The following is a 25383-nucleotide window of genomic DNA, read 5'->3' as shown; positions in this document are numbered from 1 at the left end:
CGACGCTACAACGCATCGGTTTCTCGAACAACGGAAGTTGGTGGGAACTATAATACTTACGTGAGGCTGACATATTTCCATGAATTAGAAATAGTTACAAATACTATGTTGCTTATTTGGGGCACCGCCCGCCGATGACTGCCGCGTCTCATCCGTTGTCTTCCCTGCCCGATGCCTGGCGCGGCCAGGCCGCCCCACCACTGGCCGCAGGCGAAACCGTATGCGCCTGGCTGGAGCTGGATCTCGATACGGAACTGCGCTATGCCCGGGGCCTGCTGGTGCTGACCGAGACCCGGCTGCTGGCGGCCTCGGCCGATGCGCCGGGATGGCGCGACTGGCCGCTGCGCGAGGGAATGCGGCTGGCCCTGTCCGACCACGCGGGCGTGGTCGCGGTCGAGCTGGTGGATGCCCGGGCGCGACAGGCGCTGTGGCGCACGACCATGGCCCATCATGCCGGCGCGGTCCGGCTGGCCGACCAGTTCGAGCGCCAGCTGGCCGCGCTGGCGCAGGGCGGCGTGGCGGCCCGCCTGGCGCCGGCCTGCCCCCGCTGCCATGCGCCGCTGCCGGAAGGCGAGCAGGACTGCCCGGCCTGCGAGGCGGAAGCGCCGGTCGAGAACCGGGGCTGGGCCCTGCTGCGGCTGAGCCGTTTCGCGCGCCCCTATCGCGGCAAGCTGCTGCTGGGCTTCATCCTGACGGTCCTGGCCACCGCCGCGACGCTGGTTCCGCCTTATCTGACCATGCCGCTGATGGACGATGTGCTGATCCCGTTCCAGAACGGCAAGCCCATCGACTACGACCTGGCCGGGCTCTACCTGTCCGGGCTGCTGGGCGCGGCGCTGGTGGCGTGGGTGCTGGGCTGGTCGCGCACCTACATCCTCGCGTGGGTCAGCGAGCGCATCGGCGCCGACCTGCGCACCAGCGCCTATGAACACCTGCAGCAGCTGTCGCTGGAATACTTCGGCGGCAAGCGCACGGGCGACCTCATGGCGCGCATCGGCAACGAGACCGACCGCATCTGCGTCTTCCTGTCGCTGCACCTGCTGGACTTTGCCACCGACGTGCTGATGATCCTGATGACGGCCGGCATCCTGGTCTCCATCGATCCCTGGCTGGCGCTGGTCACGCTGCTGCCGCTGCCCTTCATCGCCTGGCTCATCCACCTGGTGCGCGACAAGCTGCGCCATGGGTTCGAGAAGGTGGACCGCAACTGGGCCGAGATCACCAACGTGCTGGCCGACACCATCCCTGGGATCAGGGTGGTCAAGGCCTTTGCCCAGGAAAAGCGCGAAGTGGCGCGTTTCCGCGAGGCCAACAACCACAACCTCGCGGTCAACGACAAGGTCAACACCACGTGGTCGATGTTCTCGCCCACGGTCATCCTGCTGACCGAGGTCGGCCTGCTGGTGGTCTGGATATTCGGCATCTGGCAGATCGCCAACCATCACATCTCGGTGGGTGTGCTGGCCGCGTTCCTGGCCTACATCAGCCGCTTCTACCTGCGGCTCGATTCCATGAGCCGCATCGTTTCGGTCACGCAGAAGGCGGCGGCGGGCGCCAAGCGCATCTTCGATATCCTGGACCGCGTCTCCAGCGTGCCGGAGCCGGCCCATCCGGTGTCTATCGGCCGGCTGGAGGGGCGCATCCAGATCCGCGAGGCCACCTTCCGCTACGGCACGCGTGCCGTGCTGCGCGGCATAGACCTCGACATCCAGCCGGGCGAGATGATCGGCCTGGTGGGGCACAGCGGCTCGGGCAAGAGCACGCTGGTCAACCTGATCTGCCGCTTCTACGACGTGGCGCAGGGATCGATCAAGGTGGATGGCGTCGACATCCGCGCGCTATCCATTCCCGAGTACCGGCGCAACATCGGCGTGGTGCTGCAAGAGCCGTTCCTGTTCTTCGGGACGGTGGCCGAGAACATCGCCTACGGCAAGCCCGAGGCCACGCGCGCGGAGATCGTGGCGGCCGCGCGCGCGGCCCACGCGCACGAGTTCATCCTGCGCCTGCCGCATGGCTACGATTCGCTGGTGGGCGAGCGCGGACAGGCCCTGTCGGGCGGCGAGCGCCAGCGCATCTCTATCGCCCGCGCGCTGCTGATCGACCCGCGCATCCTGATCCTGGACGAGGCCACTTCCTCGGTCGACACCTCGACCGAACAGGAGATCCAGAAGGCGCTCGACAACCTGGTGCAGGGACGCACCACCATCGCCGTGGCGCACCGGCTCAGCACCTTGCGGCGGGCCGACCGGCTGGTGGTGCTGGACCGCGGCCGCATCGTCGAGCAGGGCCGCCACGAAGACCTGATCGCCAAGGGCGGCGCCTACTATCGCCTGCATCAGGCGCAGACCCGCCAGCTCGATCCTCCCGGCAGCGACAGCGACAACACCTGGGACGGCGACGACGAGGAGCAGGCATGAGCCATACCTTCCCCTATACGTTGAGCCGCAACGCCTACGGCCGGCTGATCTGCACCCCTGCCGACGGCGGGCCGGCCGAGGAAGTGACGCCCGTGCGCGCCTTCCCCATCGATACCGAATCCGAGGACATCTCGCTGGTCGGCCCGGGCGGGCATGAAGTGGCGTGGATTGCCCGCCTGGCGGACCTGCCGCCCGAGGCGAGGGAGCTGGTGCGCGAAGAACTCGGCCACCGTGAATTCATGCCCGAGATCCAGCGCATCGTGCAGGTGGCGAGCTACGTCACGCCCACGACCTGGACCGTCCGGACCAACCGCGGCGAAGCCCGGCTCTGGCTCAAGAGCGAACAGGACATCCGGCGCATTTCCCAGTCCAAGCTTCTGATCTCGGACGGCCACGGCATCCACTTCCTGATACGCGACCTGGAACGCCTGGACCGTGCGAGCCGCCGCATCCTGGACCGCTTTCTCTGAGTTCCGGAGCGCGTCAGGACGCCAGGGTCTTGCAGATCGTCTCGAATCGCTCGTCGTCCAGCCAGTGGCTGTTGGTGATCGACAGCGCGCGCGCCGCGAAATCGCGGGCGTGGGGCACCGGCGCGTCGGCGACGATGGGGCGCAGGTAGTCGTAGTCGGGCAGGGGGTGCACGAACAGGGGGCCCACGCCCAGTCCCGCGCCCCATAGCCGGTCCAGCGCGCGCTGCCGCGCCCGCGCGTCGGGCAGCAGCAGCATGAAGAACGGCCAGACGCCGTCGCCACCGGCGGTGTCCCGCATCACCCGAATCCCGGGCAGGCCTTGCAGCCGTACCAGACGCGACTGGGCACGCTCCCGGGCATCGTCCAGGAAGGCCGGCAGGCGGTGGGCCGCCCGGGCGCCCACGCCGCGGCGCCAGCGGCCGACCCGGTGGATGGGGATGTCGAGCGGGAAATCGTCGCCGGCGGCCCGGACCGGATCGCCGGCGCGCAGGGCCGCGCGCTGCGGGTTGCCGTAGGCCAGGCGCATGCCGCGAGGTCCGTACAGCAGCGCGTAGGCCAGGAGTTCCAGGCTGCGGCGCGCCTCCCATCCCGGGCGGCTGCCGACCGTGCGTGCGCTGGTGGCCCGCAATTCGTCGCGCAGCGCGGGATCGCGCGCCAGCAGCAGTCCGCCTTCGTAGATGCTCAGGCCCTTGCCCGCGGCCAGGCTGAAGAAGCCGATGTCGCCGTCCAGGCCCACGCTGCGTCCGTTGCGGCGCGCGCCCAGCGCCTGCGCCGCGTCCTCGATGACGGCCGCGCCGCAGCGGGCGGCGCAGCGCAGCGCGGCGCCCGTGTCGGCCACGCGTCCGGCCAGGTGGGTGACCACGATGGCCAGCGTATCGTTGTCGCAGGCCGCCTCGAGCGCGGCCGGGTCGAGATCGAAATGCCCGGGGGCGAGGTCGCACAGCTTCAGCCGCAGTCCGCAGTGGTGGACGGCCAGCGCGACCAGCGGGCAGGTATAGGCGGGCAGGATGACGGTCTTGCGGGGGCTGCGCCGGGCCAGCGTCAGCAGGGACACGACCAGGCTGGCGGTGCCGGAGCATTCCAGTTGCAGGGCCGGGGCGCCCAGCCAGGACGCGATGCGCGCCTCCAGGTCGGCGGGGCCGCCGGGCAGGAGGTCGTTCCAGCGCAGCGGCAGGCCCGCCGTGGGCGGGATGTCGCGCCCGTGGGCGCCGGCCGCGAGCCTAGGCGTCGGCACGGCCGGACTCCGGCTGGAGGCGCCGCGATTCGCTGGCCTCGCCGAAGGCCAGGCAGACGATGCCGCCGATGATCAGCAGCGCGCCCAGCATCTGGTTGACGGCGATGTGTTCGTCGAACAGCCAGACCGACACCAGCATCACGGTCACGACTTCGAGGTGGGAGGCGGCGAAGGCCGGGCCGATGGGCGCGCGCTTGAGCAGCGACATCCAGGTGAAGAAGGCGCCGATGTAGCCGACGAAGGCGCCGTAGATCCATGGCTGGCCGAACACCCGCATCAGCCAGTCCAGGTCGGCCGCCAGCGGCATCGCATGGTTGGCGGCGTATTTGAAGCTGATCTGCGCCAGCGTGTCGAAGGCCATCAGCAGGCCGAAACCGATCAGGTAGAAGCGGCGCATCACGGTATTCCCACGATCGCCACACCGGCGGCGATCAGCGCGATGCCGGCCACCCGCAGCGGCGTCAGGTGTTCGTTGAACAGGAAGCGGCCGGCGATCATGATGGCGACGATGTTGATCGAACCCAGCAGCACGCCCTCGGACAACGGCACCAGCGACAGGAAGGCCAGCCAGACGACGAACTCCAGGATATAGCAGGCGATTCCTATCCATATCCAGGGGCGCCGCGCCAGCTCGCGCCAGTAGCGCAGGCCGCTGCCTTCGGCCGGCGCGGTGGCGGCCGCCTTGAAGGCCAGCTGGCCACCGGTGTCGACCAGCACGTTCAGCGTCCAGAGCAGGGCGACCAGCGGCGTCATCGCGCCGCCGCCTGCGGCATGGCGCCTTCGCGCTGCGCGGCGATCTCGGAGAAGAATTCGGCTGACTCGCGTATGACCTCGCGGCGCTCGCGGTCCACCGTGATCATGTGATAGCTGTCGTGCAGCAGCACCAGCTTGGCGGGGCCGCTGACGCGCTCCATGACCAGATGGGCGTTGCCGACGCTGGCCATGTCGTCCTCGGCGGCGTGCATGACCAGGCAGGGCGCGCGCACCTGGGGCAACTGGCGGCGCACCGTGGCCGACAGGTCGATGAGCTCGGTCAGGGAGGACCAGGGGTTGCCGGGCAGGCCGGCGTCGGCGCTGTCGCCGCCCAGCATGCTGGAGGACACCGCCGCCCGTAGCCGCTCGTCCTTCAGGCCGTAAGGCGGCTCTTCGTCGAAGGACTTGTCCTGGAACAGGTTGAAGCGCTTGAACCAGGGCAGCAGGAACGACAGGCGCGAGTACCAGGGAATGTTCCAGCCGTCGTAGCGGAAGGTGGCGCCGTATACGCCGACGCCGGCGATGTCGTCGGGCCGGTCGGCCGCGGCCTTCAGGGCCAGTACCGCGCCCATCGACAAGCCGGCGACGAAGCAATGGTCGACGTCGCGGCGCAGGCGGTCGACGCCCTCCAGCACGCTGGCGTACCAATCCTTCCAGCCGGTGCGGACGAGGTCGTCGACGTCGCCGCAGTGTCCCGCCAGTTGCATGCCGTAGACCGTGAAGCCGGCCCGGTGCAGGCCCTTGCCCACGGTACGCATTTCATTGGGGGTGCCGGTCAGGCCATGGATGAGCAGCACGCCCGCGCGGCCGCCTTCGAAATAGAAATCCGCGGATTTGATCATGAGGTGAAGAATGGACCGCCCGGGTTCAGGCGGTGCTGGCTGCTGCCGGCGCGATCGTGAAGCCGCGCGGAGGTTGCGCGATGGCGTGCAACTGGCCTTTCAGGATGAAGTCGAGCGCATTGCGGGCCTCGTCGAAGCCGGCAATGGGAATGTGCACCAGGCCGTGTTCGCGGCAGTAGTCGATCAGGCGGTGCTTGGCCAGCACGAAATCGACCGTGCCCGACACGCAGAAATCCGAGGCGCCGTCGCCCACGTACAGGATTTTTTCGTGGAGGCCGCGTACGCCCGAGCCGTAGGAGCACTTGCAGGTGCCGCTGGCCTTGCGGCAGGCGGCGTCGGCGTAGGGGAAGGTCAGCCGCCAGTTGCGGGGGCCGGCCTGTTCGAAGCGGTTGGCCACCACGGGCAGGTCGGCCAGCCCGTGGCGTTCCATGATGGCCGTGATCACGCCAGCCAGACCGTCGCTGACGATGTGCACCGGCGTGCCGAGGCGGCGCGCCTGGGCCACGAATTCAGGGAAGGCCGGGTCGATCTCGATGTTCGCCACCAGGGCGTCCAGTTCTTCCTTGCTGGCGTCCAGCAGCGCGACCTGCTTGGCCATGCACTCGCGCGAGCCGATTTCCCCCCGTTCCCAGGCGCCTTCCAGCTCCTGCCATCCCGGCCGGCCGAAATGTTCAAGCAGCGTATCGGTGACATCCTGCTTGGAAATGGTGCCGTCGAAGTCGCACAACACGATCCATTCGGATCCGGGCTGTTCATCGGCGGCGTACTGACTGAGCAACATGGCAAGCCTTTAGGGAAGGAAACGGACCAGCACGCGCTGGCCGACACGCAACTTTTCGGGGTTTTCGATCGACAGCAGGCTTTCGACGCCGCGGCGGCTGATCCGCTCCTGCGGGTCGTCGCCCGGCGACATGAGCTGGAACACGCTGCCTATGCGTTCCAGGCGCGCGGAGATGGGCGTGCCGCCGGGGGCGGACTCTTCCACGATCTCGGCCTGCATGCCGGTTTTCAACGCCGCGACGTAGGCCTCGTTCACCTCGGCACGGACGATCAGGCGCCGCTTGGGCAGCAGGCGCAGCATTTCCGTCTGGGCGGTGACCGCGTTGCCGACCTGCACTTCCAGGCCCACGACTTCGCCATCCACGGGGGAACGGACCTGCTGGCGTTCCAGCGTCCATTGCGCGGCGCGCAGTTTCTGGCGCGCGACGTCCACCGCCGCCTGGGAAGCCAAGGCCTCGGCCTCGGCCTGGGCCACGGCGTTGCGCGCGTCGTCGGCGGCCTGGCCGTCGATGGCGCCGCCGGCCGCCGCCTCGGCCATCCGCTGGGCGCGTTGCTTCAGCCCGGGCAGGCGGCTGCGCAGCACGCGTTCCTGGGCTTGCGCCTGGCGCAATTCGGCGTCGGCCGCATCGACGGCCAGCTGGGCCGACGCCGGATTGAATTCGATCAGCGCCTGGCCCTTCTTGACCTGGTCGCCGTCGCGCACCGCCACCCGCACAACGGTGCCGTCCACGGCCGCGCCCACCCGCACCAGGCCGCCTTCGACATCCACGCGCCCGCGCGCGACGGCGGCGTAGGGCGGCTGGTCGGCCGCCGGGGCTTGCGCCTGCTGCTGGCGTGAACACGACGCCAGCAGCACGCCGCCCGTCAGCGCGGCCAGGATTCCAAGGCGAAGAGTAGTGAAAAGCTTAGGCACGAGCTCGAGAGTTCCTAGGTTTCGGCGACCAGCGCACCGGTGCGCCTGTCGTCCAGGATGCGTCCATCCTCCATGGTCAGGACGCGGTCGGCATGGCTGATCAGGCGCGGATCATGGCTGACGCACAACACCGTGGCGCCGTGGCGCTTGGCGATGCGGTGCAGGATGTCGATGACTTTCATGCCGTTGCCGGCGTCCAGCGCGCTGGTCGGCTCGTCCGCAAAGAGCAGTTCGGGTTCCTTGGCAAGCGCGCGGGCGATGGCTACGCGCTGCTGTTCGCCGCCCGACAGGCCGGAGGGCCGCTGGCGGGCTCGTCCGCTCATGCCCACTTCCTCGAGGGCGGCCCAGGCCTGTTCCTCGGCCTGCGGCTTGGACAGGCCCACGTAGCGCAGGGGCAGGACGACCTGTTCGACAGCCGTCAGGGCGGGAAAGAGGTTGAAGCCTTGGAAGACGAAGCCGGTATGCATCAGCCGGAAACGTTCAAGCTCTTGAAGCTGCAACAGGCCAAGGTCCTGGCCCAGGGCGCGCACCATGCCGGCATCCGGACGGAGCATGCCGCTGAGTATGGCCAGCAGGGTGCTTTTGCCGCAGCCCGATGGCCCAGAAATCAATGTCAGTTCGCCGGGCATGATGCTAACCGACAAATCTCGCAAAATGCGCTCGCGAACATTACCGGATAGAAAGGATTTGCTGAGAGACTCGGCGACGAGGCTCGGTGTGCTCCCGGGGGCGCCCCCTGGGGTACTCCCCGATGTGCGGCCTGTGGCCTGGGGCTGGGTCGCCCGCATGGCAAGGTCTCCAACTGGCTGAAAAAACAAAACCCGGCAAGGCCGGGATTGTAACGCTTGGTACGATAACCCAAGACTTGTGATCGTGGGAAGCCTTGCAACAATCCGCCCTGGGGCGGATTGTTGCAAACACGCCGCATCGGGGAAGGGCGCGGCGGGCCGCGCTTCCCCGCCGATATCAGTCCTCCAGGCGGTTGTCCTTGGTTTCCTTGATGAACAGGGTACCGATGACCAAACTCATCACCGCGACGATGATCGGGTACCACAGTCCGTTATAAATGTTACCGGTGGCCGCCACGATGGCGAAGGCGGTGGTGGGCAGGAAGCCCCCGAACCAGCCGTTGCCGATGTGGTAGGGCAGGCTCATGGAGGTGTAGCGGATGCGGGTCGGGAACATTTCCACCAGCATGGCCGCGATCGGGCCGTAGACCATGGTGACCAGGATCACCAGCAGCGTCAGCAGCAGCACCAGCATGGGTTTGTTGACCTGGGCCGGATCGGCCTTGGCGGGGTAGCCGTGGTTGCGGATTTCCGAGGTCAGCCGGGCCTTGAGCTCGTCGCCGCGGGTCTTGAGCTCGGCCGCCGCCAGGCCCGCGCCTTCGAAGGAGTCGATCGTGGTGTCGCCCACCTTGACCTTGGCCACGGATCCCGCCGGGGCCGCCTCGTTGCTGTAGTTCACCGAGTTCGAGGCCAGGAAGGACTTGACCTGGTCGCAGGAGCTGACGAACTTGGCGGTGCCCACGGGGTTGAACTGGAACGAGCAGGTTTTGGGATCGGCCACGACCACCACCGGCGCCTTGGCCTGTGCCGCTTCCAGCGCGGGGTTGGCGTAGTGCGTGATGGCCTTGAACAGCGGGAAGTAGGCCAGGGCGGCGATCAGGCAGCCGGCCATGATGATGGGCTTGCGGCCTATCCTGTCCGACAGCGAGCCGAAGATCAGGAAGAAGGGCGTGCCGATCAGCAGGGCGAGGGCGATCAGGATGTTGGCGGTGGTGGCGTCCACCTTCAGGGTCTGGGTCAGGAAGAACAGCGAATAGAACTGCCCCGTGTACCAGACCACGGCCTGGCCGGCGGTCAGGCCCAGCAGCGCCAGCAGGACCACCTTCAGATTGCTCCACTGGCCGAAGGATTCGGTCAGCGGCGCCTTCGATCCCTTGCCCTCGGCCTTCATGCGCTGGAAGGCGGGCGACTCGTTCAGCTTGAGCCGGATCCAGACCGAAATCGCCAGCAGGAAGATGGAGACCAGGAACGGGATGCGCCATCCCCAGGAAGCGAAGGCTTCCTCGCCGGTGGCGTTGCGCACGCCCAGGATCACCAGCAGGGACAGGAACAGGCCCAGGGTGGCGGTGGTCTGGATCCAGGCGGTGTAGGCGCCGCGCTTGCCCTGCGGGGCGTGCTCGGCCACGTAGGTGGCCGCGCCGCCGTACTCGCCGCCCAGCGCCAGGCCTTGCGCCAGCCGCAGGAGGATGAGGATGACGGGCGCGGCGATGCCGATGGACGCGTACGAGGGCAGTATCCCGACGATGAAGGTCGACAGGCCCATGATCAGGATGGTGATCAGGAAGGTGTACTTGCGCCCGACCAGGTCGCCCAGCCGGCCGAACACCAGGGCCCCGAACGGCCGGACCGCGAAGCCTGCCGCGAATGCCAGGAGCGCGAAGATGAAGGCCGCCGTGTCGTTGACCCCCGAGAAGAACTGTTTGGCGATGATGGCGGCCAGCGAGCCGTAAAGATAGAAGTCGTACCACTCGAATACCGTGCCTAGCGACGAGGCGAAGATCACGCGCCGCTCTTCCTTGGTCATGGGACGCGCGGCCGGAGTCGGCGCCCCTGAACTGCTGACGGTGGTGCTCATGAAGGAATGTCTCCTGGGTGGGCCTGCTGTAAAGGAGTAATAGTTGGAACGGCAGACTGGCCCTTAGCCACGGGAGCCTCGGGCTTGAAACCAGAGTAGAAACAGTTACTGACGCGGCGCTGACAAATTGCTGACGGGGAACTGAATTTTCACGAACTGGTGATATGGCCGGGTTTCGGACGTGCCGGCGCCGCCCGAGCGTGGCGGCGGCGAGACGCCATTGGAGGGAATCAGCGGACCGGCGGGGTGTCCGGCCGCAGGTGCTCGACCAGCCAGTCGACCAGGGCGGCGACGCGGGCGACGTGCTGCCTGCGCCGCGGGACATAGGCCTTGAACCAGGTTTCCTGCAGCGGGAAATCGTCCAGCACCGTCTCCAGCGTGCCGGCTTCCAGTGCCGGGCGGGCGACGTACGCGGGGAGGGCGGCGATACCCAGTTCCGACAGAGCGGCGTCCCGCAGCGTGAGGTTGTCGTCGGCCACGAGCCGGGGCGCGATGTCCAGGCTGATGCCGCCGCGGGCGCTGCGGAATTGCCAGGCGCGGCCGGATGGCTTGAAGACGAGGCAGGCGTGTTCGGTCAGGGCCTGCGGGTGGCGGGGCCGGCCGTGGCGGGCGAGATAGCCGGGCGCGGCGCAAAGCACGGTGTCCACCGGACACAGCGGGATCTCGACCACGCCTTCGTAGCTGGCCGGCCGGCCGCTGATGGCCACGTCGTAGTCCCGCTCGGCGGGGTTGGTGGAATGGTCGACCAGCGAGATCTCCATCGTGATGCCATCGTGCCGCCGCAGGAATGCATTGAAGAGCGGCCCCAGCCGGACCGTGGTCAGCGTGGTCGGCGTTGCCACCCGCAGGTGACCGACCAGCTTGGAGGCATCCCGCTCCACGCTCTGCACCAGATCCTCGAAGCTGGCCACCAGCACGCCGGCGCGGGCGTGCAGTTTCTCGCCGGCTTCGGTCAGGCGCACCGTGCGGGTGGTGCGGTCGAACAGCCGCGCGCCCACGGTGGCTTCCAGCTGGCGGATGCGCTTGGCCACGACCGAGGGCACGACGTCCATCTGCCGGGCCGCCTCGGAGAAGCCGCCGCAGGCAACGACGGTGGTGAAGGTGCGCAGCTGCGTGATGGCGTCCAATTTATTCCCGATCAAGCTTACTGATAGCTATTTTTTGAACAAATATTCGCCATTATTCCTTAATAAAATGCCTTCGCACAATGGGCCGCAAGCGACGTCCCACCGTATCCACGAAGAGGAGACAAGACATGTCCAAACCGCCGATCGCGCGCATGCTGGCCGCTGCCGCCCTGGCCGCGGCGTCCAGCGCCGCCGTCGCCGCCGCGCCGGCCTATCCGGCCCGGCCGGTCAAGATCGTGACGCCGTTCGCCGTGGGCCAGGGCCCCGACGTGCTGCTGCGCATCGTCGCCGAGAAGCTGACCGCCACCCTGGGGCAGCAGGTGATCGTCGAGAACCGGCCCGGCGCCAGCGGCTTCCTCGCCTTCGAGGCCGGCCGGCGCGCCGCGCCCGACGGCTACACGCTGGTCCACATGGACAGCTACCACGTGGGCACCCAGCCTTACCTGTTCGCCAGGCTGCCGTACGACGTGCGCAAGGATTTCGATCCGGTCACGCCGCTGGTCCGCAACTACTTCTTCGTCGTGGTGCCCGCCGCTTCGCCATGGCGGACGATGGGCGACCTGATCGCCGCGGCCAAGGCCCGGCCCGGCGGCGTTTCGTATGGATCCTGGGGTGTGGCCAGTCCGGCGCACCTGGGCGGGCTGCTGCTGGAGGCGGCCACCGGCACGAGCATGATGCACGTGCCCTACAAGGAGTCGGCCCAGCTGTTCCAGTCGGTGGCCGTGGGCGACGTGAACTGGACGCTGGGATCGCCCGTTTCGGCCGGGCCCGTGTACCAGTCCGGCAAGGTGCGCTTCCTGGCCGTCGCGGCGCCCCGGCGCCTGCCGGGCTACGCCGAGGTGCCCACCGTGGCGCAGGCCGGCGGTCCGGCCAACTTCGAGGTCGGCGGCTGGAACGGCCTGTTCGCGCCCAAGGGCACGCCCGCCGGGATCGTGCAGCGGCTGAACGAAGGCATCGCCGCCGCGCTGAAGGCGCCCGACGTGCAGGAGAAACTGGCCACCTTCACCTACGAGGCCTATGCCATGCCGCCACGCGACATGGCGCGGCTGGTGGACGAGGAAATCGCCAAATGGGGGCCCATCATCAAGGGCGCCGGTATCCACCTGGATTGACGCCGTACGGGAGCGCAGTCGTGGCAAGCAAGCACATCGAAGTCGTGGTGGCCGGCGTCCGGCCGCTGACGCCGCGCATCAAGGAATTCCTGCTGGCCTCGGCCGATGGCAGGCCGCTGCCGCGCTACGAGCCGGGGGCGCACGTGGCGCTGCACATGGTGTCGCAGGAGCGAGGTCCCATCGTCCGGCATTATTCGCTGATCGGCGGACCGGCCGGGCGGGACGATCCACGGCACGTTTATCGCATCGCCGTGCAAAAAGAGGACCGGGCGCGCGGTTCGGCCTTCATCCACGACACCTTCGCGCCGGGCACGCGCCTGCGCGTCAGCGCGCCGGTCAACGATTTTCCGCTGGACCGGCGCGATGCCTGCTCCCTGCTCATCGCCGGCGGCATAGGCGTGACGCCCATCGTGTCCATGGCGCGCAGCCTGGCCCGACGGGGCTGTCGGTACAGCGTCGTGTACGCCGGCCGCGATCCGGACGCCATGGCCTATCGCGACATGCTGGAAGAGGTGGCCGGCGACCGCGTCCGTTTCCACTACAGCGACGAGGCCGGCGTGCTGGACCTGCGCGGCCTGCTGGCATCGCAGCCCGACGGGACGCGCGCGTACGTGTGCGGTCCCGCCCCCTTGATCGCCGCCACCCACGACGCGGGGGCCGCGCTGGGATGGGACCCCGGCCGCGTGCGCAGCGAAGTGTTCACCGCCGGCCCCACGGGCGACGAAACGGCCTTCGAGGTCGAGCTGCGCCGCTCGGGCAGGACCGTGCGGGTCGGTCCCGACGCCAGCATCCTGGATGCGCTGCGCCTGGCCGACGTGCCCGTGCTGTGGGACTGCGCGCGCGGCGAATGCGGCCTGTGCCCGCTGCCCGTCGTCTCGGCCGACGGCCCCATCGATCATCGCGATCGCTATCTGAGCGCAGAAGAGCGTGCCGCGGGCGAGACCCTGTGCATCTGCGTGTCGCGCATCCGCGGCACGCGCCTGGTGCTGGACGCCTGACCATTCCGAGCCATTCCTGCAGGAGCGTGCCATCATGAACCGCATCGCCGATCCCATCCCCGAACTCCGGGCCGATTTCTCCTTCGAACCCGGCGGCTTCGCCGATCACGCCACGCCGCTGGTGCGCAACTGCTGGTACGTGGCGGGCCTGTCCGGCGAGATCACCCGCGAGCTGAGCAGCCGGCGCTTCCTGGGCGTGGACGTCGCCCTGTATCGCACGCAGGCCGGCGAGCCGGTGGCGGTCCGCAACCGCTGTCCGCACCGTTCCTTTCCGCTGGCCAAGGGTCGCCTGGACGGCGACGAACTGATGTGCGGCTATCACGGCATGCGCTTCGATCCGTCGGGCCGCTGCGTGAAGATGCCGGCCATGCCGCTGGTTCCCACCAATGCCCAGGTACGCAGCTTTCCCATCGTCGAACGGGCGCCGCTGGTCTGGATCTGGATGGGCGATCCCGACCATGCCGACCCGGCCCTGATCCCGGACACGAGCTGGCTGGCCAGCCCGGCGTGGAAGAGCGTGGGCGGGGCCTTCCACATGAAGGCCGACTACGTGTCCATGCACGAGAACTTGCTGGACCAGACCCACTTCCCCTTCCTGCATCCCGGCGCCATCGGCACGCCGGAGTACGCGCGCAGCAAGCTGGACGTGCGCCAGGAAGGCGACGTGGTCATCATCGACCGCGCGCTGAAGAACTCGCCGCCGCCCGACGTCTACGGCGTGCCCACCGGCCTGACCGGCAAGCCGGTGGACCGCTATTCGGAAGCGCGTTTCGCCTCGCCCGGCCTGCACGTCGCCTTCGCCCGCATCGTCGACAACCACGATGCCGGCGGCGCGCCGCGCACCTATCGCTTCAACATCACCCACGCCTTCACGCCCGAGACCAACGGCAGCATCCACTACTGGTGGTTCAACAGCCGCGACGCCAACCTGGACGATTCCGCCGCCGATGCCTATCTGCACGAGGCGTCGTCCAAGGCCTATCTCGAGGACGTGGATGCGCTGGAATGGATACTGGACGTGGTGACGCGCGACGCCGAGCCGCAGTTCGACCTGAACTTCGCGCCCGACAAGCCGGGGCTGCTGATGCGCCGTGCGCTGCATGACATGGCGGCGCGCGAGGCCGGGCTGGACTTCTGACGGGCCGCGGCCTCAGGCCGGCGGGAAGCGCACGCTGATGCGGGTGCCGGGCATGCCGGCGGCCGTGTCCTGCGGGTTGTCGGAAATCGACAGAATGGCGTCGTGCCGCTGGGCGATCTCGCGCACGATGGCCAGGCCCAGGCCGCTGCCTTCGGCGTTGGATCCCAGGATCCGGTAGAAGCGGTCGAACACCAGTTCGCGTTCCTCGGGCGGTATGCCCGGGCCGGAGTCCTCGACGTCCAGCGTCGCGCCCGCGCCGGTCGCCGCCACGCGCACGGTCACGGTGCCGCCGCCCGGGGTGTAGCGCAGCGCGTTGTCGATCAGGTTGTTGACCAGTTCGGCCAGCAGCAGGGCATTGCCGGCCACCGGAACCGGCGTCTCCGGGCCTTCCAGGCCCAGGTCTATCCCGCGTTCCATCGCCTCGTGCACCCAGTTCTGCGTCTGGTCGCTGGCGATGGCCAGCAGGTCGACGCGGGCGGAGACGTCCACGGGGCTGCCCTTGTCCTCGGCGCGTGCCAGCGCCAGCAACTGGTTCACCAGGCGCGTGGCCCGTTCGGCGCCCGAGATCAGATGCCGCAGGCTGGCCTCCATGTCTTCCGGGCTGGCGTTGCGCAGCGCCAGCTCGGCCTGCGTGCGTATGCCGGCAAGCGGCGTCTTCAACTGGTGCGCCGCGTCGGCGACGAAGCGCTTCTGCGCGTCGACGTTGTCCGACAGGCGCTGCAGCAGCTCGTTCATCGCGCCGACCAGCGGCGCGATCTCCTGCGGCACCTCGCGATCATCGATGGGCGACAGGTCGTCCGGCCGCCGCGCGCGCAGCCGCGCCTGCAGCCGGCCCAGCGGGGCGATGCCGCGCGACAGGCCGAACCACACCAGCACCACGGCCAGCGGCAGCACGACGAATTGCGGCAGCACCACGCCCTTGATGATTTCGTTGGCCAGCTGCGAGCGCTTCTCCAGCGTCTCGGCCACCTGCACCAGCGCCGGCTGCGCGCCCGGGATCGTGGGCAGCGATACCCAGGTGTAGGCCACGCGCACCGCGAAGCCGCGCATCACGTCGTCGCGATACTGGACGATGCCGGGCAGGGGGCGCTCGAGCGACGGCAGCGGCAGTTCCCGGTCGCCGCCCAGGTATTCGCCGCGGCTGCCCAGGACGAGGTAGAACACGCTGTCGGTCTCGTCGGCGCGCAGCATCTCGCGCGCCGAGACCGGCAGTTGCAGCCGGGCCCGGCCGTTGACGTCCTTGATCTGCTGGGCCAGGGCCAGCACGTTGTTGGCCAGGCTGCGGTCGTAGGGCGCGACCGAGATGGACTGCGCGACCACGTAGGTGATGGCGACGCTGACGGGCCACAGCAGGAACAGCGGGACCAGCATCCAGTCCAGGATCTCGCCGAACAGCGAGCGCGCCGGCCGTTCGACGGCGGGGATGGGCTGCGGCCCCTGGCGGTCGTCGTCCATGCTCCCCAAGCCGGGTCAGGCCGCGCCGTGCTGGGCGCCGGGCTCGCGTTCCAGGCAGTATCCCAGCCCGCGCACGGTGGCGATCTTGACGCCGCCCGATTCCAGCTTCTTGCGCAGCCGGTGCACGTAGACCTCGATGGCGTTGGTGCTGACTTCCTCGCCCCATTCGCACAGATGGTCCACCAACTGCTTCTTGCTGACCATGCGGCCGCTGCGCGACAGCAGGACTTCCAGCAGGCTGACTTCGCGCGCGGACAGCTCGACGATCTGCTCGTCGATGGTCACCACCCGGCCGACCTGGTCGAAGGCCAGGCGGCCGTGACGCAGCACCGCCGGGCCGCCGCCCGCGCCGCGCCGCGTCAGCGCGCGGACGCGGGCCTCGAGCTCGGACAGCGCGAAGGGCTTGGCCATGTAGTCGTCGGCGCCCAGGTCCAGTCCCTTGACGCGCTGCTCCACGCTGTCGGCGGCGGTCAGGATCAGGACCGGCATGTGCGAGTTGCGCGACCGCAGCCGGCGCAGGACCTCGGTGCCCGATAGCCGGGGCAGGCCGATGTCCAGGATCAGCAGGTCGAAGGGTTGCGCCGCCAGCGCGGAGTCCGCCTCGAGTCCGTCGTGGACGGCATCGACGGCGTAGCCGTTCTGGCGCAGGGAGCGGGACAGGCCGTCGGCAAGGATGTTGTCGTCTTCGGCGATGAGGATGCGCATGGGGGAATTGTAGCTTCGGGGTAATGCATCAAGGTGCCCCGACGCATTGTCCCCCAGGCGCGCGTCCCCGTCACTAGCGCTATTCGATCTGATACATCCCCGTGCGGCGCGTCGCGTCGGCCCAGTAGGCGGTTTCCTTGTCCACGAAGCTGCCGAATTCCTGGGGCGTCATGGGCGCGACGGCCTCCAGGCCGAGCTGGGGCAGCTTGGCCACGATCTCGGGGGTCTGCAGCACCGCCCGTACGTCGGCGACGATGCGGGCCATGGTGGCGGGGGGCGTGGCCTTGGGCGCGAACATGCCGTACCAGGCGCGTCCCGGCAGGCCGGTCAGGCCGGCGCTGCTGGCCAGCGGCACGTCCGGCATGAGGGTGGAGGGCGTGTCGCTGCTGGTGATGGCGATGGCCCGGACCCGGCCCGATTTCACCTGGGGCATGGCGCTGGGCAGGGCGTCGATCATCAGCTTGATCGAACCGCCGATCAGGTCCGTGAACGCCGGCGGACTGCCCTTGTAGGGCACGTGCACGAGATCCACGCCCGCCAGCTGCTTGAAGACTTCCATGCTGAGGTGGCTGGTGGATCCCGTGCCGGGCGATCCGTAACTGAACTTGCCGGGATTGGCCTTCAACTGGGCGATGACCTCGCGCAGCGTGGTGGCGGGGAACTGCGCGTTCACCACCATGAGCATGTCGGTGGCGGCAAGCAGCGCGACGGGCTGGAAGTCGCGCCCTACGTCGTAGGGCAGGTGCTTGTACAGATTGGGATTGATCACGACCGGGGAGTTGGAGGTGACCAGCAGCGTGTACCCGTCGCCCTCGGCCCGCGCCACTTCCTGCAGCGCGATGGAGCCGTTGGCGCCGGCGCGGTTCTCCACCACCACCGGCTGCCCCCACTTCTGCGCCAGCTTGTCGCCGATGGCGCGGGCGAGGATGTCCGAGCCCTGTCCGGGCGGGAAGGGGATGATCACGCGCACCCGCTTGCTGGGGAACGCCTGGTCGGCAAGGGCGGGTTGGCTGGCCAGGCCCACGGCCAGGCAGAGCAGCGAAAGCAGTTTGTTCATGGGAAGGGTCTCCTCGCGAATGGTGCCATTGGTGTGGCTTTTCTGTTTCCGGATTTTGATATATTGTTATAACAAACTCAAGATGTCCTTTTCCAACATCGTCCGGGGAGCTTCATGTCGCTACTTCACGGGTTCCGCATTCTTGCCGTCGAGCAGTACGGCGCGGCGCCTTTCGGCACCCAGTTGCTGGCCGCGCTGGGGGCCGAGATCATCAAGGTCGAGCAGGCCGCGCAAGGGGGCGACGTATCGCGGCTGGTCGGGCCGCATTTCCTCGCGGACCTGCCCGACAGCGCGCAAAGCCTGTTCTTCCAGAGCCTGAACCAGGGCAAGAAAAGCATCACGCTGAACCTCGCCCATCCCGAGGGCCGGGCGGTGTTCCGCAAGCTGGCGGCCACGGCGCACGGCGTGGTCGACAACCTGCGCGGCGACGTCGCGGGCAAGCTGGGCCTGACCTACGAAGACTTGAAGGACGTCAATCCGGCCGTGGTCTGCGCCCACATATCGGCCTATGGCCGCACCGGCGAACGCGCGGCCTGGCCGGGCTACGACTACCTGATGCAGGCCGAGGCGGGCTATTTTTCGCTGACCGGCGAACCGGACACCGCGCCGTCGCGCATGGGGCTGTCGCTGGTCGACTACATGACCGGCGTGATGATGTCGGTGGGGCTGCTCAGCGGCATGCTGGAGGCCGCGCGCAGCGGCAAGGGATGCGACGTCGACACCAGCCTGTACGACGTCGCGCTGTTCAACCTCAATTACGTGGCGGCGTGGTACCTGAACGGCGCCGCCGAGACCGACCGCCAGCCCCGGTCCGGCCACCCCTCGCTCACGCCGTGCCAGCTCTACCGCACCGGCGACGGCTGGATCTACCTGATGTGCAACAAGGAAAAATTCTGGCGCAACCTGTGCGAGCGGATCGGGCGGCCGGAATGGATCGCGGATGCGCGCTTCGTCGACTTCGGCGCCCGGGGTCGGCATCGCGAGGAACTGACCCGCCTGCTGGACGAGGCGCTGTCCGCCCGCACCACGGCCGAGTGGATGCAGCACTTCGCCGGCACGGTGCCGGCCGCGCCCGTATGGTCCGTGGGGCAGGCGCTGGATGCGCCCCTGGCCCAGGCCGACGGCAGGGTCCGCCGCGTCGACCTGGCCGGCGGCGGCGCGCTGCGGGTGCTGGACAGTCCGCTGCGCACGTCGCGGCCGGCGGCGGCTGTCGGACCCGCGCCGGCCATGGGCGCCGATACCCGCGAGCTGCTGGCCGGCATCGGGATCGACGAAGAGGAGCAAGGTAGACTAAGGACCCTTGGTGTTCTCTGACGTGTCGCCTCATGTTCCAGCGCAGTGCCGGTTCGCAGTACAAGCTGTTGGCCCAGACCTTGATCCGGCGGATCCGCGATGGCGAATATCCACCCGGCAGCCTGCTGCCCACCGAGAACGAACTGGGGCAGCAGTTCAACGTCAGCCGCATCACCGTGCGCGGAGCCTTGCGCGAACTGGAAGTGCAGGGACTGGTCAGCCGCCGGCCCGGCATCGGGACCCGCGTGGAATCGGCGCAGCCCTCGGGCAATTTCGTGCACGTGGGCAACACGGTGGACGACATCCTGCGCTTCACCCGCGGTTTTCGCTTCCATACCCTGAACATCCGCGAGGTCGACGGCGACGAGGGCTCGGCCCGCGCGCTGCGGCTGCCCGCCGGCCAGCGCTTCATCCGGGTGACCGGCCTGCGCCAGGCCGAGGGCGCGCCGCCGGTCGTCTACAGCGAACACCACATCCCGCCGCTGTATGCCGACGCGCTCGAGCAACTGGATGGCTATCGGGCCTCCGTGGCCGAATGGCTGGCCGAACGGCGTGGCGACCGGGTGTGCGAAATCCGCCAGGAAATCGATGCCGTCCGGCTGACCCGGGCGCAGGCCGAGTTGCTGCAGACCCGCTTCAGCACGCCGACCTTGCGCACGCGCACCTGGTACTACGGCACCAAGAAAGACCTGATCGTCGCCTCGGTGGGACTCTTCCCCGAAGGGCGGCACCTGTTCAGCACCGTGATGCGGCGAGAGCCGATCGGCTGATCCGATCGCGCGGGCCGCGACCTTGTCCCGGAGAGCCCGTGTGACCCACCCCGTCGTTCCTTCCACCTTCCTGTTCTGTCCCGGCAACCGGCCCGACCGCTACGACAAGGCGCTGCGCGGCGGCGCGCCGGGCGTCATCATCGACCTCGAGGACGCCGTGCCGGCGGCCGACAAGGCCGCCGCCCGGCGCGACGCGCTGGCCTGGCTGGCGGCGCTGCCCGTGGTCGGCCCGGGGGCGCCCGCGGTGGCGCTGCGGGTGTCTTCCCCGCAGACCCCCGCGGGTCTGGAGGACCTTTACGCGCTGGCCCACGCGGGCGCCTTGCCCGCCCTGGATCTCGTGGCCGTTCCCAAGGCCGAAGATGCCTCCGAACTGCGCATGGTCCACACGCACGCGGCCGCGGCCAACCCTGCGCTGCGGCTGATGGCGCTGGTGGAGTCGGCGCGGGGCGTGCGCCGCGCGGCCGACATCGCGCATGCCGGGCCGTGGCTGGCGGCGATGGCCTTCGGCGCCGCGGACTTCAGTGTCGAGACCGGCGCGGACAACGCCTGGGACGCGCTGGCCTACGTGCGCGGGCGCCTGCTGTTCGAGACCGCCGGCAGCGGCGTGCCCATGCTGGACGTGCCGCATATCGCCATCGACGACGACGCCGGCCTGCGCGTCGATTGCGAACGGGCGCGCGCCATGGGCTTCTCCGGCAAGCTCGCCATCCATCCGCGCCAGTGGCCCATCATCGTGCAGGCCTTCGCGCCCGATCCACGCCGGCTGGCGTGGGCCGGCGAGGTGGCCGCCGCCTACGAACGCGCCGGCCGCCGCGCCTGCGCCGTGGGGGCCACCATGGTGGACGAGCCCGTCTATCAGAGCGCCCTGCGCATCCTGCGGCGTGCCGCCGCCCCGAACCCCTCCGCCGTTGGAGACCATCATGCATAGTTCCTACTACCACCTGGGCGACGGCCTGTATGCCGAACGCTTCGGCCTGGGCTTCGAGCACCTGTCGGCCGGACAGCGTTTCGTCCATCGGCCGGGCATCACGTTCTCGCAGCAGGACAACGTGGCCGAGGCCCTGGATTCCATCAATGCCGCCATGGTCCACTACGACGACTGCTACGCCGGGCTGACGGACTGGAAGCGGCCCCTGATGGTCAGCACGCTGACCCTGCAGCGGCTGATCGGCATGACGTCCAAGACCTTCGGCCGTCGCCGCCGCATCGTGTCCATGTCCAGCATCGCGCTGACCCGGCCCATGTTCGGCGGCGATACCCTGTATGTCGAAACCGAAGTGCTGGCCACCGAGCCGGTGGACGCGCACCTGGGCCGCGCCAGCCTGCTCACGCGCGGCTACAACCAGCGCGGCGAGCAGGTGGCCGAACTGCGCTACGTGGTCGAGCTATGGCACGGCGCGGCGGGGCCCGATGTGGTCGCGGGCGCCTCGGCGGCGGACGAGGCGCGCTTCCTGTCGCATGCCGCGCGCGAGGACGGCGCCTGGGTCGAGCAGACAGGCCTTTTCTTCGAGGACCTGCGGCAGGGGGAAACCTTCGTCCACAGCCCGCGCAAGACCCTGCTGGCCGAGGAAGCCACGCTGCACGCGCTGCGCGCCATGGAGTGGCAGCCGCAAAGCCACGACCATGCCTTTGCGCAGGCGCTGGGGCTGCCCGCGCCGGTGGTGCCGCAGACCTGGGGGATAGGCGTGGCCGTGGCGCTGTCCACGCGCACCTTCGGCCGGGTCACCGTCAACCTGGGATGGACCGACGTGGAGTTCGGCGCCGACCTGATGCCGGGGGACACGCTCGAGGCGCGTTCCACGGTCGAGGGCACGCGCCTGTCCGGTTCGCGGCCCGACCAGGGCGTGGTGACGGTGCTGACCGAGGCGCGCAACCAGCGGGGGGAGATGATCAACCGCTACCGCCGCGCGCTGATGGTGTACAGGCGGGGGGCCAATCCTTATGCCAGGGCGGGGTACTGAACGGGGGCAGACGCTCCTGTTTCGAAATTTCCGTTGTTAATTTGGCCTGGGAGCTTGCAGTCCCATACTGTTTTTTTATACAGTATCGGGCAGTGCCATAATTCGCCCATCAACCCAAGGATCCCAGAATGGACGACACCAAAGCTTCCAAGGCCGCAGCCGCTGCCCAGAACGAAAAGACCAAGGCCCTGGCCGCCGCGCTGTCCCAGATCGAAAAGCAGTTCGGCAAGGGCTCGGTCATGCGCTATGGCGACAACGAGGTCGAGCACGACATCCAGGTCGTCTCCACCGGTTCGCTCGGCCTGGACATCGCCCTGGGCGTCGGCGGCCTGCCGCGCGGCCGGGTCATCGAGATCTACGGCCCGGAATCGTCCGGCAAGACCACGCTCACGCTGCAGGTCGTCGCCGAAATGCAGAAACTGGGGGGCGCCTGCGCCTTCATCGACGCCGAGCACGCGCTCGACGTCCAGTACGCCTCCAAGCTGGGCGTGAACCTGACCGACCTGCTGATCTCGCAGCCCGACACCGGCGAACAGGCCCTGGAAATCACCGACGCGCTGGTGCGCTCGGGCGCGGTCGACCTGATCGTCATCGACTCGGTCGCGGCGCTGGTGCCCAAGGCCGAAATCGAAGGCGAGATGGGCGATTCGCTGCCCGGCCTGCAGGCCCGCCTGATGAGCCAGGCGCTGCGCAAGCTGACCGCCTCGATCAAGCGCACCAATTGCATGGTCATCTTCATCAACCAGATCCGGATGAAGATCGGCGTCATGTTCGGCAACCCCGAAACCACCACCGGCGGCAACGCGTTGAAGTTCTACGCCTCGGTCCGCCTCGACATCCGCCGCACCGGTTCCATCAAGAAGGGCGACGAGGTCATCGGCAACGAGACCCGGGTCAAGGTCGTCAAGAACAAGGTGTCGCCGCCGTTCAAGAGCGCGGAGTTCGACATCATGTACGGCGCCGGCATCTCGCGCGAAGGCGAGATCCTGGACCTGGGCGTGCAGGCAGGCATCGTCGAGAAGTCCGGTTCGTGGTTCAGCTATAACGGCGAGCGCATCGGCCAGGGCAAGGACAATGCCCGCGAGTTCCTGAAGGAACGCGTGGAAATGGCCATCGAGATCGAGAACCGCGTGCGCGACAGCCTGGGCGTGGCCGCCCGGGTCGCCGGCGCCGGCAAAGTGACCGAAGCCGAGCTTGAGGACGAGTGACGACGGCAAGCCCGCCTCCGGCCCTTCGTTGAAGGCCCGGGCGGTGGGCTATCTGTCCCGGCGCGAACACAGCCGCCTGGAACTGGGCCGCAAGCTTGCCCGTTTCGGGGAAGAGGACGAGGTTCGCGCCGTGCTCGACAGCCTGGAGAAGGAAGGCTGGCTGTCCACCCAGCGCTACGCGCAGAGCGTGGTGCATCGGCTGGCGGCCAAGCAGGGCACCCTGCGCATCATGCATGAGTTGCGCCAGCATGGCGTGGCGGATGCGCAAATCGCCGAACTGCGGGACACGCTCGAAACCACCGAACTGGCCCGGGCGCGCGAGGTGTGGCGCAAGCGCTTCGGCACGCTGCCCGCCGATGCCAGCCAGCGCGCCAAGCAGGTGCGTTTCCTGATGTCACGGGGCTTCGGCCAGTCCACCATCAGGCAGGTGTTGCGAGGCGTCGATCTCGACGACCTGGATCAAGATTAGGGCCTAGGCCGCTTTCCCGAACCCCCGTACACTTTCCGCATCCGTTTTCGCCGCGAGGCCGCTATGCGTGCATTGTTGCTGGCCCTGTGCCTGAGCGTGTCCAGCCTGTTGGCCTGCGCCCAGCCCGCTCCCCAGGCGGGCGACGTGATCACGCTGGAAGGGCGTCTCGTGCTCAAGGGCAACGAGCCTTTCGTCGTGGCCGTGCTCGAATCGGGCGAGCGGCAATGGGACCTGCGCGGCCTGACCCGGCAGCAGATGCAGGACCTGCAATCCCGCACCGTCACGGTCACCGGCACGGTGGCCCGTTCCGCCAGCGAGGCCGGTGGCGGGATGCCCGCCCAGTTGCAGGTGCAGTCCATCCGCTAGTCCGCGTGCCATGGTATGTTGCGCCAAGGCTTCTTCGGCGGGGGCAAGATGAATCGCGAGACCGTGGGTACCATCCGGACATTGGCCGGAATCTCGTTGGCGGCGCTGCTGGCCTCCTGTGGCGGCGGGGGCAGCGAGGTGTCCGGATCGGGCGTGTTGTCGGTGGCGTGCAGCGGCGCGCAGTGCGGCGCGTCAGACGCCCAGACTTATCGCGGCAGCGGCGTCGGCATCTGGCGCTACGACAATAGCGGCTCGAGTTCGGGCACGTCCGTGCCGATCACCCTCAATGGCGTCAGCGGCCGCACCGTCACCCTGGTCTTCACCAATGTGTCCGACCGCGATGCCGGCATGGCCTCGGTCAGCACATCCGTGGCGGATCGGCCCGCCACGGCGTCGAAAATAGACGCCCCGTCCGATCCGGATCACCTGCCGGGCGTCAACCAGATCCCCGCGCATATCCGCGACTACCAGCCGCCGGTCGATCGCGCGTCCCAGCCGCAAGCCTCGGCGCGGCAAGGGCCCGCCGCCGCGGTGCGCGCCGCCGTCGAAGGCGATACACGGGAATGGCAGGACAGCGGCGGTACGAGGTTCCAGGCCACGCTGGCCCGCCGCTGGGCGGCCTCCGACGGGCGCTGGCTGAACATCTGGGTACAGGACGGCGAGCGGTCCGCCGCGAAGGTGAGCGAGGCCCTGCTGGACAGCCTGAAGAGCCGGTTCTCGTCGAACCAGGATTCCGTCTATCCCATCGTGACCGACCTCGCGGGCGAGCCCTGGGGCGATACCGTCGGCAGCGGCTATATCGGCGCTGACCAGGACCTGCACATCGTGCTGTCCAACATCACGCCCGACGGCAAGGCCTGGGGCGTGATCGGCTATTTCTTCAGCGCCAATGCCTTCCTGAAGAGCTACGAGGGGCTCAGCAACGAGGCGGTGGTGCTGTTCCTGGACACCGAGACCATGTACCTGGGCGGCCAGGCGGGCCGGAACACCGGCTATACGACGCTGGCGCACGAGATGACCCACATGGTCAATTTCTACCAGCGCGCCGCGCGCACGGGCGTGAGTCCGGACAACCGCTTCGCGGTCTGGCTGGAAGAGACCACGGCATTGATGATGGAAGACCTGGCTTCGGGCCGGGTGGTGCCGGGCTTCAACCCGTTGCGGGACGGGGACTACGGCAACTGGCTCCACCAGAGCCAGAACTGCGACTACATCCGGGGCTGGGACGCCAGCGTGTCCTCCAGTTGTTTCTCGTATCCCATCGCCGCCAACTACGGCGGCTACCTGCTGCGGCAATATGGCACGGATTTCTACCGCAACCTGCTGCGCGGCACCTCGTCCACCGATTCGTTCACGCTGCTCGACCAGGCCGTCAGGCAGGCGGGTGGCGCGGGCGCGCGTCCGGCCTTGCGCGACTGGGGCGCGGCGCTGGCCCTGTTGCCCGCGTCGCCGCCAGCCGGGTTCGGCTATCCGCGCCGGACGCAGGGCGGCTACGACCTGCCCGCCATCAACGGCCCCGACTACGCCTCGCTGCGCACGCTGCCGTCCAGTTCGCCGTCCACGCTCAAGGCCTCGGGCCATTTTCCGGTGGTGCGCCGGCCGTCGGGCGCGTCGTATTCCGAAACCGTGGCGGTGCCGGCGGGTTCGGCCCTGACCGTCGTCGTCCAGTAGC

At 68.6% G+C, this 25383-nt stretch carries 25 protein-coding genes; 13 read left to right on the top strand and 12 right to left on the bottom strand.

The annotated features are described in order from the left end of the window. Window positions 1–134: 134 nt before the first annotated feature. Both WKR98_RS20750 and WKR98_RS20745 read left to right on the top strand, forming a co-directional pair. Entirely contained in the window at window positions 135–2417 is a 2283-nt protein-coding gene (locus WKR98_RS20750; protein WP_341434571.1) for a cyanophycin metabolism-associated ABC transporter, read from the top strand. Continuing rightward, complete coding sequence (locus WKR98_RS20745; protein WP_124690678.1) at window positions 2414–2887, top strand: cyanophycin metabolism-associated DUF1854 family protein; 474 nt, start codon at window positions 2414–2416, stop codon at window positions 2885–2887. Before WKR98_RS20750 ends, WKR98_RS20745 begins: the two co-directional genes overlap by 4 nt. 13 nt (window positions 2888–2900) lie before the next feature. Here WKR98_RS20745 and WKR98_RS20740 read toward each other — a convergent pair whose 3' ends face one another. The 9 genes from WKR98_RS20740 to WKR98_RS20700 form a co-directional block, all read right to left on the bottom strand. Then, window positions 2901–4121 (bottom strand): DegT/DnrJ/EryC1/StrS family aminotransferase, encoded by a 1221-nt coding sequence (locus WKR98_RS20740; protein WP_341434570.1) that lies wholly within the window; start codon window positions 4119–4121, stop codon window positions 2901–2903. Continuing rightward, complete coding sequence (locus tag WKR98_RS20735; RefSeq protein ID WP_124690676.1) at window positions 4108–4518, bottom strand: DMT family transporter; 411 nt, start codon at window positions 4516–4518, stop codon at window positions 4108–4110. Before WKR98_RS20735 ends, WKR98_RS20740 begins: the two co-directional genes overlap by 14 nt. Further along, complete coding sequence (locus tag WKR98_RS20730; protein ID WP_124690675.1) at window positions 4518–4874, bottom strand: EamA family transporter; 357 nt, start codon at window positions 4872–4874, stop codon at window positions 4518–4520. The genes WKR98_RS20735 and WKR98_RS20730 overlap by 1 nt, the downstream gene beginning before the upstream one ends. Continuing rightward, window positions 4871–5716 carry an alpha/beta hydrolase gene (locus WKR98_RS20725; protein ID WP_124690674.1) on the bottom strand — a complete coding sequence of 282 codons (846 nt, stop codon included), beginning with the start codon at window positions 5714–5716 and terminating at the stop codon, window positions 4871–4873. The genes WKR98_RS20730 and WKR98_RS20725 overlap by 4 nt, the downstream gene beginning before the upstream one ends. A 25-nt stretch (window positions 5717–5741) precedes the next feature. After that, window positions 5742–6497: an MtnX-like HAD-IB family phosphatase gene (locus tag WKR98_RS20720; RefSeq protein ID WP_124690673.1), complete on the bottom strand. Its 756-nt coding sequence runs from the start codon at window positions 6495–6497 to the stop codon at window positions 5742–5744. A 9-nt stretch (window positions 6498–6506) separates the two neighbouring features. Beyond that, window positions 6507–7409, bottom strand: a complete 903-nt coding sequence (locus WKR98_RS20715) for an HlyD family secretion protein (RefSeq protein WP_341434569.1) — start codon at window positions 7407–7409, stop codon at window positions 6507–6509. A gap of 14 nt (window positions 7410–7423) precedes the next feature. Beyond that, window positions 7424–8197: an ABC transporter ATP-binding protein gene (locus WKR98_RS20710; RefSeq protein ID WP_124690671.1), complete on the bottom strand. Its 774-nt coding sequence runs from the start codon at window positions 8195–8197 to the stop codon at window positions 7424–7426. 178 nt (window positions 8198–8375) lie between these two features. Further along, window positions 8376–10052 (bottom strand): MFS transporter, encoded by a 1677-nt coding sequence (locus WKR98_RS20705; RefSeq protein WP_425543314.1) that lies wholly within the window; start codon window positions 10050–10052, stop codon window positions 8376–8378. Window positions 10053–10282: 230 nt separating this feature from the next. Next, a complete protein-coding gene (locus WKR98_RS20700; protein WP_124690669.1) occupies window positions 10283–11179 on the bottom strand; it encodes a LysR family transcriptional regulator in 897 nt (298 codons plus the stop codon). 128 nt (window positions 11180–11307) lie between these two features. On the opposite strand from WKR98_RS20700, the gene WKR98_RS20695 reads away from it, so the two are divergent. From WKR98_RS20695 to WKR98_RS20685, 3 genes are read left to right on the top strand one after another with little or no spacing between them, the layout of a single operon-like run. Continuing rightward, on the top strand, window positions 11308–12291 hold the full coding sequence (locus WKR98_RS20695; RefSeq protein ID WP_341434568.1) for a Bug family tripartite tricarboxylate transporter substrate binding protein: 984 nt from the start codon (window positions 11308–11310) through the stop codon (window positions 12289–12291). 20 nt (window positions 12292–12311) lie between these two features. Continuing rightward, the gene (locus WKR98_RS20690) at window positions 12312–13289 is read left to right on the top strand and encodes a PDR/VanB family oxidoreductase (RefSeq protein WP_341434567.1); all 978 of its coding nucleotides are present in this window, start codon (window positions 12312–12314) and stop codon (window positions 13287–13289) included. Window positions 13290–13323: 34 nt separating this feature from the next. Next, on the top strand, window positions 13324–14427 hold the full coding sequence (locus WKR98_RS20685; RefSeq protein ID WP_124690666.1) for an aromatic ring-hydroxylating dioxygenase subunit alpha: 1104 nt from the start codon (window positions 13324–13326) through the stop codon (window positions 14425–14427). Between the two features lie 12 nt (window positions 14428–14439). Here WKR98_RS20685 and WKR98_RS20680 read toward each other — a convergent pair whose 3' ends face one another. The 3 genes from WKR98_RS20680 to WKR98_RS20670 form a co-directional block, all read right to left on the bottom strand. Continuing rightward, window positions 14440–15882 carry a sensor histidine kinase gene (locus tag WKR98_RS20680; protein ID WP_341434566.1) on the bottom strand — a complete coding sequence of 481 codons (1443 nt, stop codon included), beginning with the start codon at window positions 15880–15882 and terminating at the stop codon, window positions 14440–14442. A gap of 15 nt (window positions 15883–15897) precedes the next feature. After that, complete coding sequence (locus tag WKR98_RS20675) at window positions 15898–16587, bottom strand: response regulator transcription factor (RefSeq protein ID WP_124690665.1); 690 nt, start codon at window positions 16585–16587, stop codon at window positions 15898–15900. Window positions 16588–16666: 79 nt separating this feature from the next. Beyond that, on the bottom strand, window positions 16667–17644 hold the full coding sequence (locus WKR98_RS20670) for a Bug family tripartite tricarboxylate transporter substrate binding protein (RefSeq protein WP_341434565.1): 978 nt from the start codon (window positions 17642–17644) through the stop codon (window positions 16667–16669). A 114-nt stretch (window positions 17645–17758) separates the two neighbouring features. Between WKR98_RS20670 and WKR98_RS20665 the strand changes: the two genes are divergently transcribed. The 8 genes from WKR98_RS20665 (at window position 17759) to WKR98_RS20630 (ending at window position 25382) form a co-directional block, all read left to right on the top strand. Next, on the top strand, window positions 17759–18958 hold the full coding sequence (locus tag WKR98_RS20665) for a CaiB/BaiF CoA transferase family protein (protein WP_341434564.1): 1200 nt from the start codon (window positions 17759–17761) through the stop codon (window positions 18956–18958). 11 nt (window positions 18959–18969) lie between these two features. Beyond that, on the top strand, window positions 18970–19707 hold the full coding sequence (locus WKR98_RS20660) for a GntR family transcriptional regulator (protein ID WP_124690662.1): 738 nt from the start codon (window positions 18970–18972) through the stop codon (window positions 19705–19707). Between the two features lie 40 nt (window positions 19708–19747). Next, window positions 19748–20635 (top strand): HpcH/HpaI aldolase/citrate lyase family protein, encoded by an 888-nt coding sequence (locus WKR98_RS20655; RefSeq protein WP_341434563.1) that lies wholly within the window; start codon window positions 19748–19750, stop codon window positions 20633–20635. Further along, window positions 20628–21668 carry a MaoC/PaaZ C-terminal domain-containing protein gene (locus WKR98_RS20650; RefSeq protein ID WP_341434562.1) on the top strand — a complete coding sequence of 347 codons (1041 nt, stop codon included), beginning with the start codon at window positions 20628–20630 and terminating at the stop codon, window positions 21666–21668. The genes WKR98_RS20655 and WKR98_RS20650 overlap by 8 nt, the downstream gene beginning before the upstream one ends. Window positions 21669–21796: 128 nt before the next feature. Further along, complete coding sequence (gene recA / locus WKR98_RS20645) at window positions 21797–22876, top strand: recombinase RecA (protein ID WP_124690659.1); 1080 nt, start codon at window positions 21797–21799, stop codon at window positions 22874–22876. Continuing rightward, on the top strand, window positions 22863–23345 hold the full coding sequence (gene recX, locus WKR98_RS20640; protein WP_124690658.1) for a recombination regulator RecX: 483 nt from the start codon (window positions 22863–22865) through the stop codon (window positions 23343–23345). Before recA ends, recX begins: the two co-directional genes overlap by 14 nt. A gap of 63 nt (window positions 23346–23408) precedes the next feature. Further along, window positions 23409–23711, top strand: a complete 303-nt coding sequence (locus tag WKR98_RS20635) for a hypothetical protein (RefSeq protein ID WP_341434561.1) — start codon at window positions 23409–23411, stop codon at window positions 23709–23711. Window positions 23712–23759: 48 nt separating this feature from the next. Then, entirely contained in the window at window positions 23760–25382 is a 1623-nt protein-coding gene (locus WKR98_RS20630) for a M30 family zinc metallopeptidase (protein WP_341434560.1), read from the top strand. The last annotated feature ends 1 nt before the right edge of the window (window position 25383 follow it).

The organism is Pigmentiphaga sp. YJ18, assembly GCF_038066655.1.
Taxonomy (GTDB): domain Bacteria; phylum Pseudomonadota; class Gammaproteobacteria; order Burkholderiales; family Burkholderiaceae_B; genus Pigmentiphaga.
This window is presented reverse-complemented; position numbering and strand designations above follow the sequence as displayed.

Excerpts from the sequence above, each read along its gene's own strand:
- WKR98_RS20650 (WP_341434562.1), top strand. The coding sequence starts at position 20,628 with ATGCATAGTTCCTACTACCACCTGGGCGACGGCCTGTATGCCGAACGC.
- WKR98_RS20630 (WP_341434560.1), top strand. The coding sequence starts at position 23,760 with ATGAATCGCGAGACCGTGGGTACCATCCGGACATTGGCCGGAATCTCG.
- WKR98_RS20720 (WP_124690673.1), bottom strand. The coding sequence starts at position 6,497 with ATGTTGCTCAGTCAGTACGCCGCCGATGAACAGCCCGGATCCGAATGG.
- WKR98_RS20735 (WP_124690676.1), bottom strand. The coding sequence starts at position 4,518 with ATGCGCCGCTTCTACCTGATCGGTTTCGGCCTGCTGATGGCCTTCGAC.
- WKR98_RS20695 (WP_341434568.1), top strand. The coding sequence starts at position 11,308 with ATGTCCAAACCGCCGATCGCGCGCATGCTGGCCGCTGCCGCCCTGGCC.
- recA (WP_124690659.1), top strand. The coding sequence starts at position 21,797 with ATGGACGACACCAAAGCTTCCAAGGCCGCAGCCGCTGCCCAGAACGAA.
- WKR98_RS20685 (WP_124690666.1), top strand. The coding sequence starts at position 13,324 with ATGAACCGCATCGCCGATCCCATCCCCGAACTCCGGGCCGATTTCTCC.
- WKR98_RS20670 (WP_341434565.1), bottom strand. The coding sequence starts at position 17,644 with ATGAACAAACTGCTTTCGCTGCTCTGCCTGGCCGTGGGCCTGGCCAGC.
- WKR98_RS20680 (WP_341434566.1), bottom strand. The coding sequence starts at position 15,882 with ATGGACGACGACCGCCAGGGGCCGCAGCCCATCCCCGCCGTCGAACGG.
- WKR98_RS20750 (WP_341434571.1), top strand. The coding sequence starts at position 135 with ATGACTGCCGCGTCTCATCCGTTGTCTTCCCTGCCCGATGCCTGGCGC.
- WKR98_RS20730 (WP_124690675.1), bottom strand. The coding sequence starts at position 4,874 with ATGACGCCGCTGGTCGCCCTGCTCTGGACGCTGAACGTGCTGGTCGAC.
- WKR98_RS20675 (WP_124690665.1), bottom strand. The coding sequence starts at position 16,587 with ATGCGCATCCTCATCGCCGAAGACGACAACATCCTTGCCGACGGCCTG.
- WKR98_RS20745 (WP_124690678.1), top strand. The coding sequence starts at position 2,414 with ATGAGCCATACCTTCCCCTATACGTTGAGCCGCAACGCCTACGGCCGG.
- WKR98_RS20660 (WP_124690662.1), top strand. The coding sequence starts at position 18,970 with ATGTTCCAGCGCAGTGCCGGTTCGCAGTACAAGCTGTTGGCCCAGACC.
- WKR98_RS20705 (WP_425543314.1), bottom strand. The coding sequence starts at position 10,052 with ATGAGCACCACCGTCAGCAGTTCAGGGGCGCCGACTCCGGCCGCGCGT.
- WKR98_RS20710 (WP_124690671.1), bottom strand. The coding sequence starts at position 8,197 with ATGCGGGCGACCCAGCCCCAGGCCACAGGCCGCACATCGGGGAGTACC.
- WKR98_RS20725 (WP_124690674.1), bottom strand. The coding sequence starts at position 5,716 with ATGATCAAATCCGCGGATTTCTATTTCGAAGGCGGCCGCGCGGGCGTG.
- WKR98_RS20635 (WP_341434561.1), top strand. The coding sequence starts at position 23,409 with ATGCGTGCATTGTTGCTGGCCCTGTGCCTGAGCGTGTCCAGCCTGTTG.
- WKR98_RS20665 (WP_341434564.1), top strand. The coding sequence starts at position 17,759 with ATGTCGCTACTTCACGGGTTCCGCATTCTTGCCGTCGAGCAGTACGGC.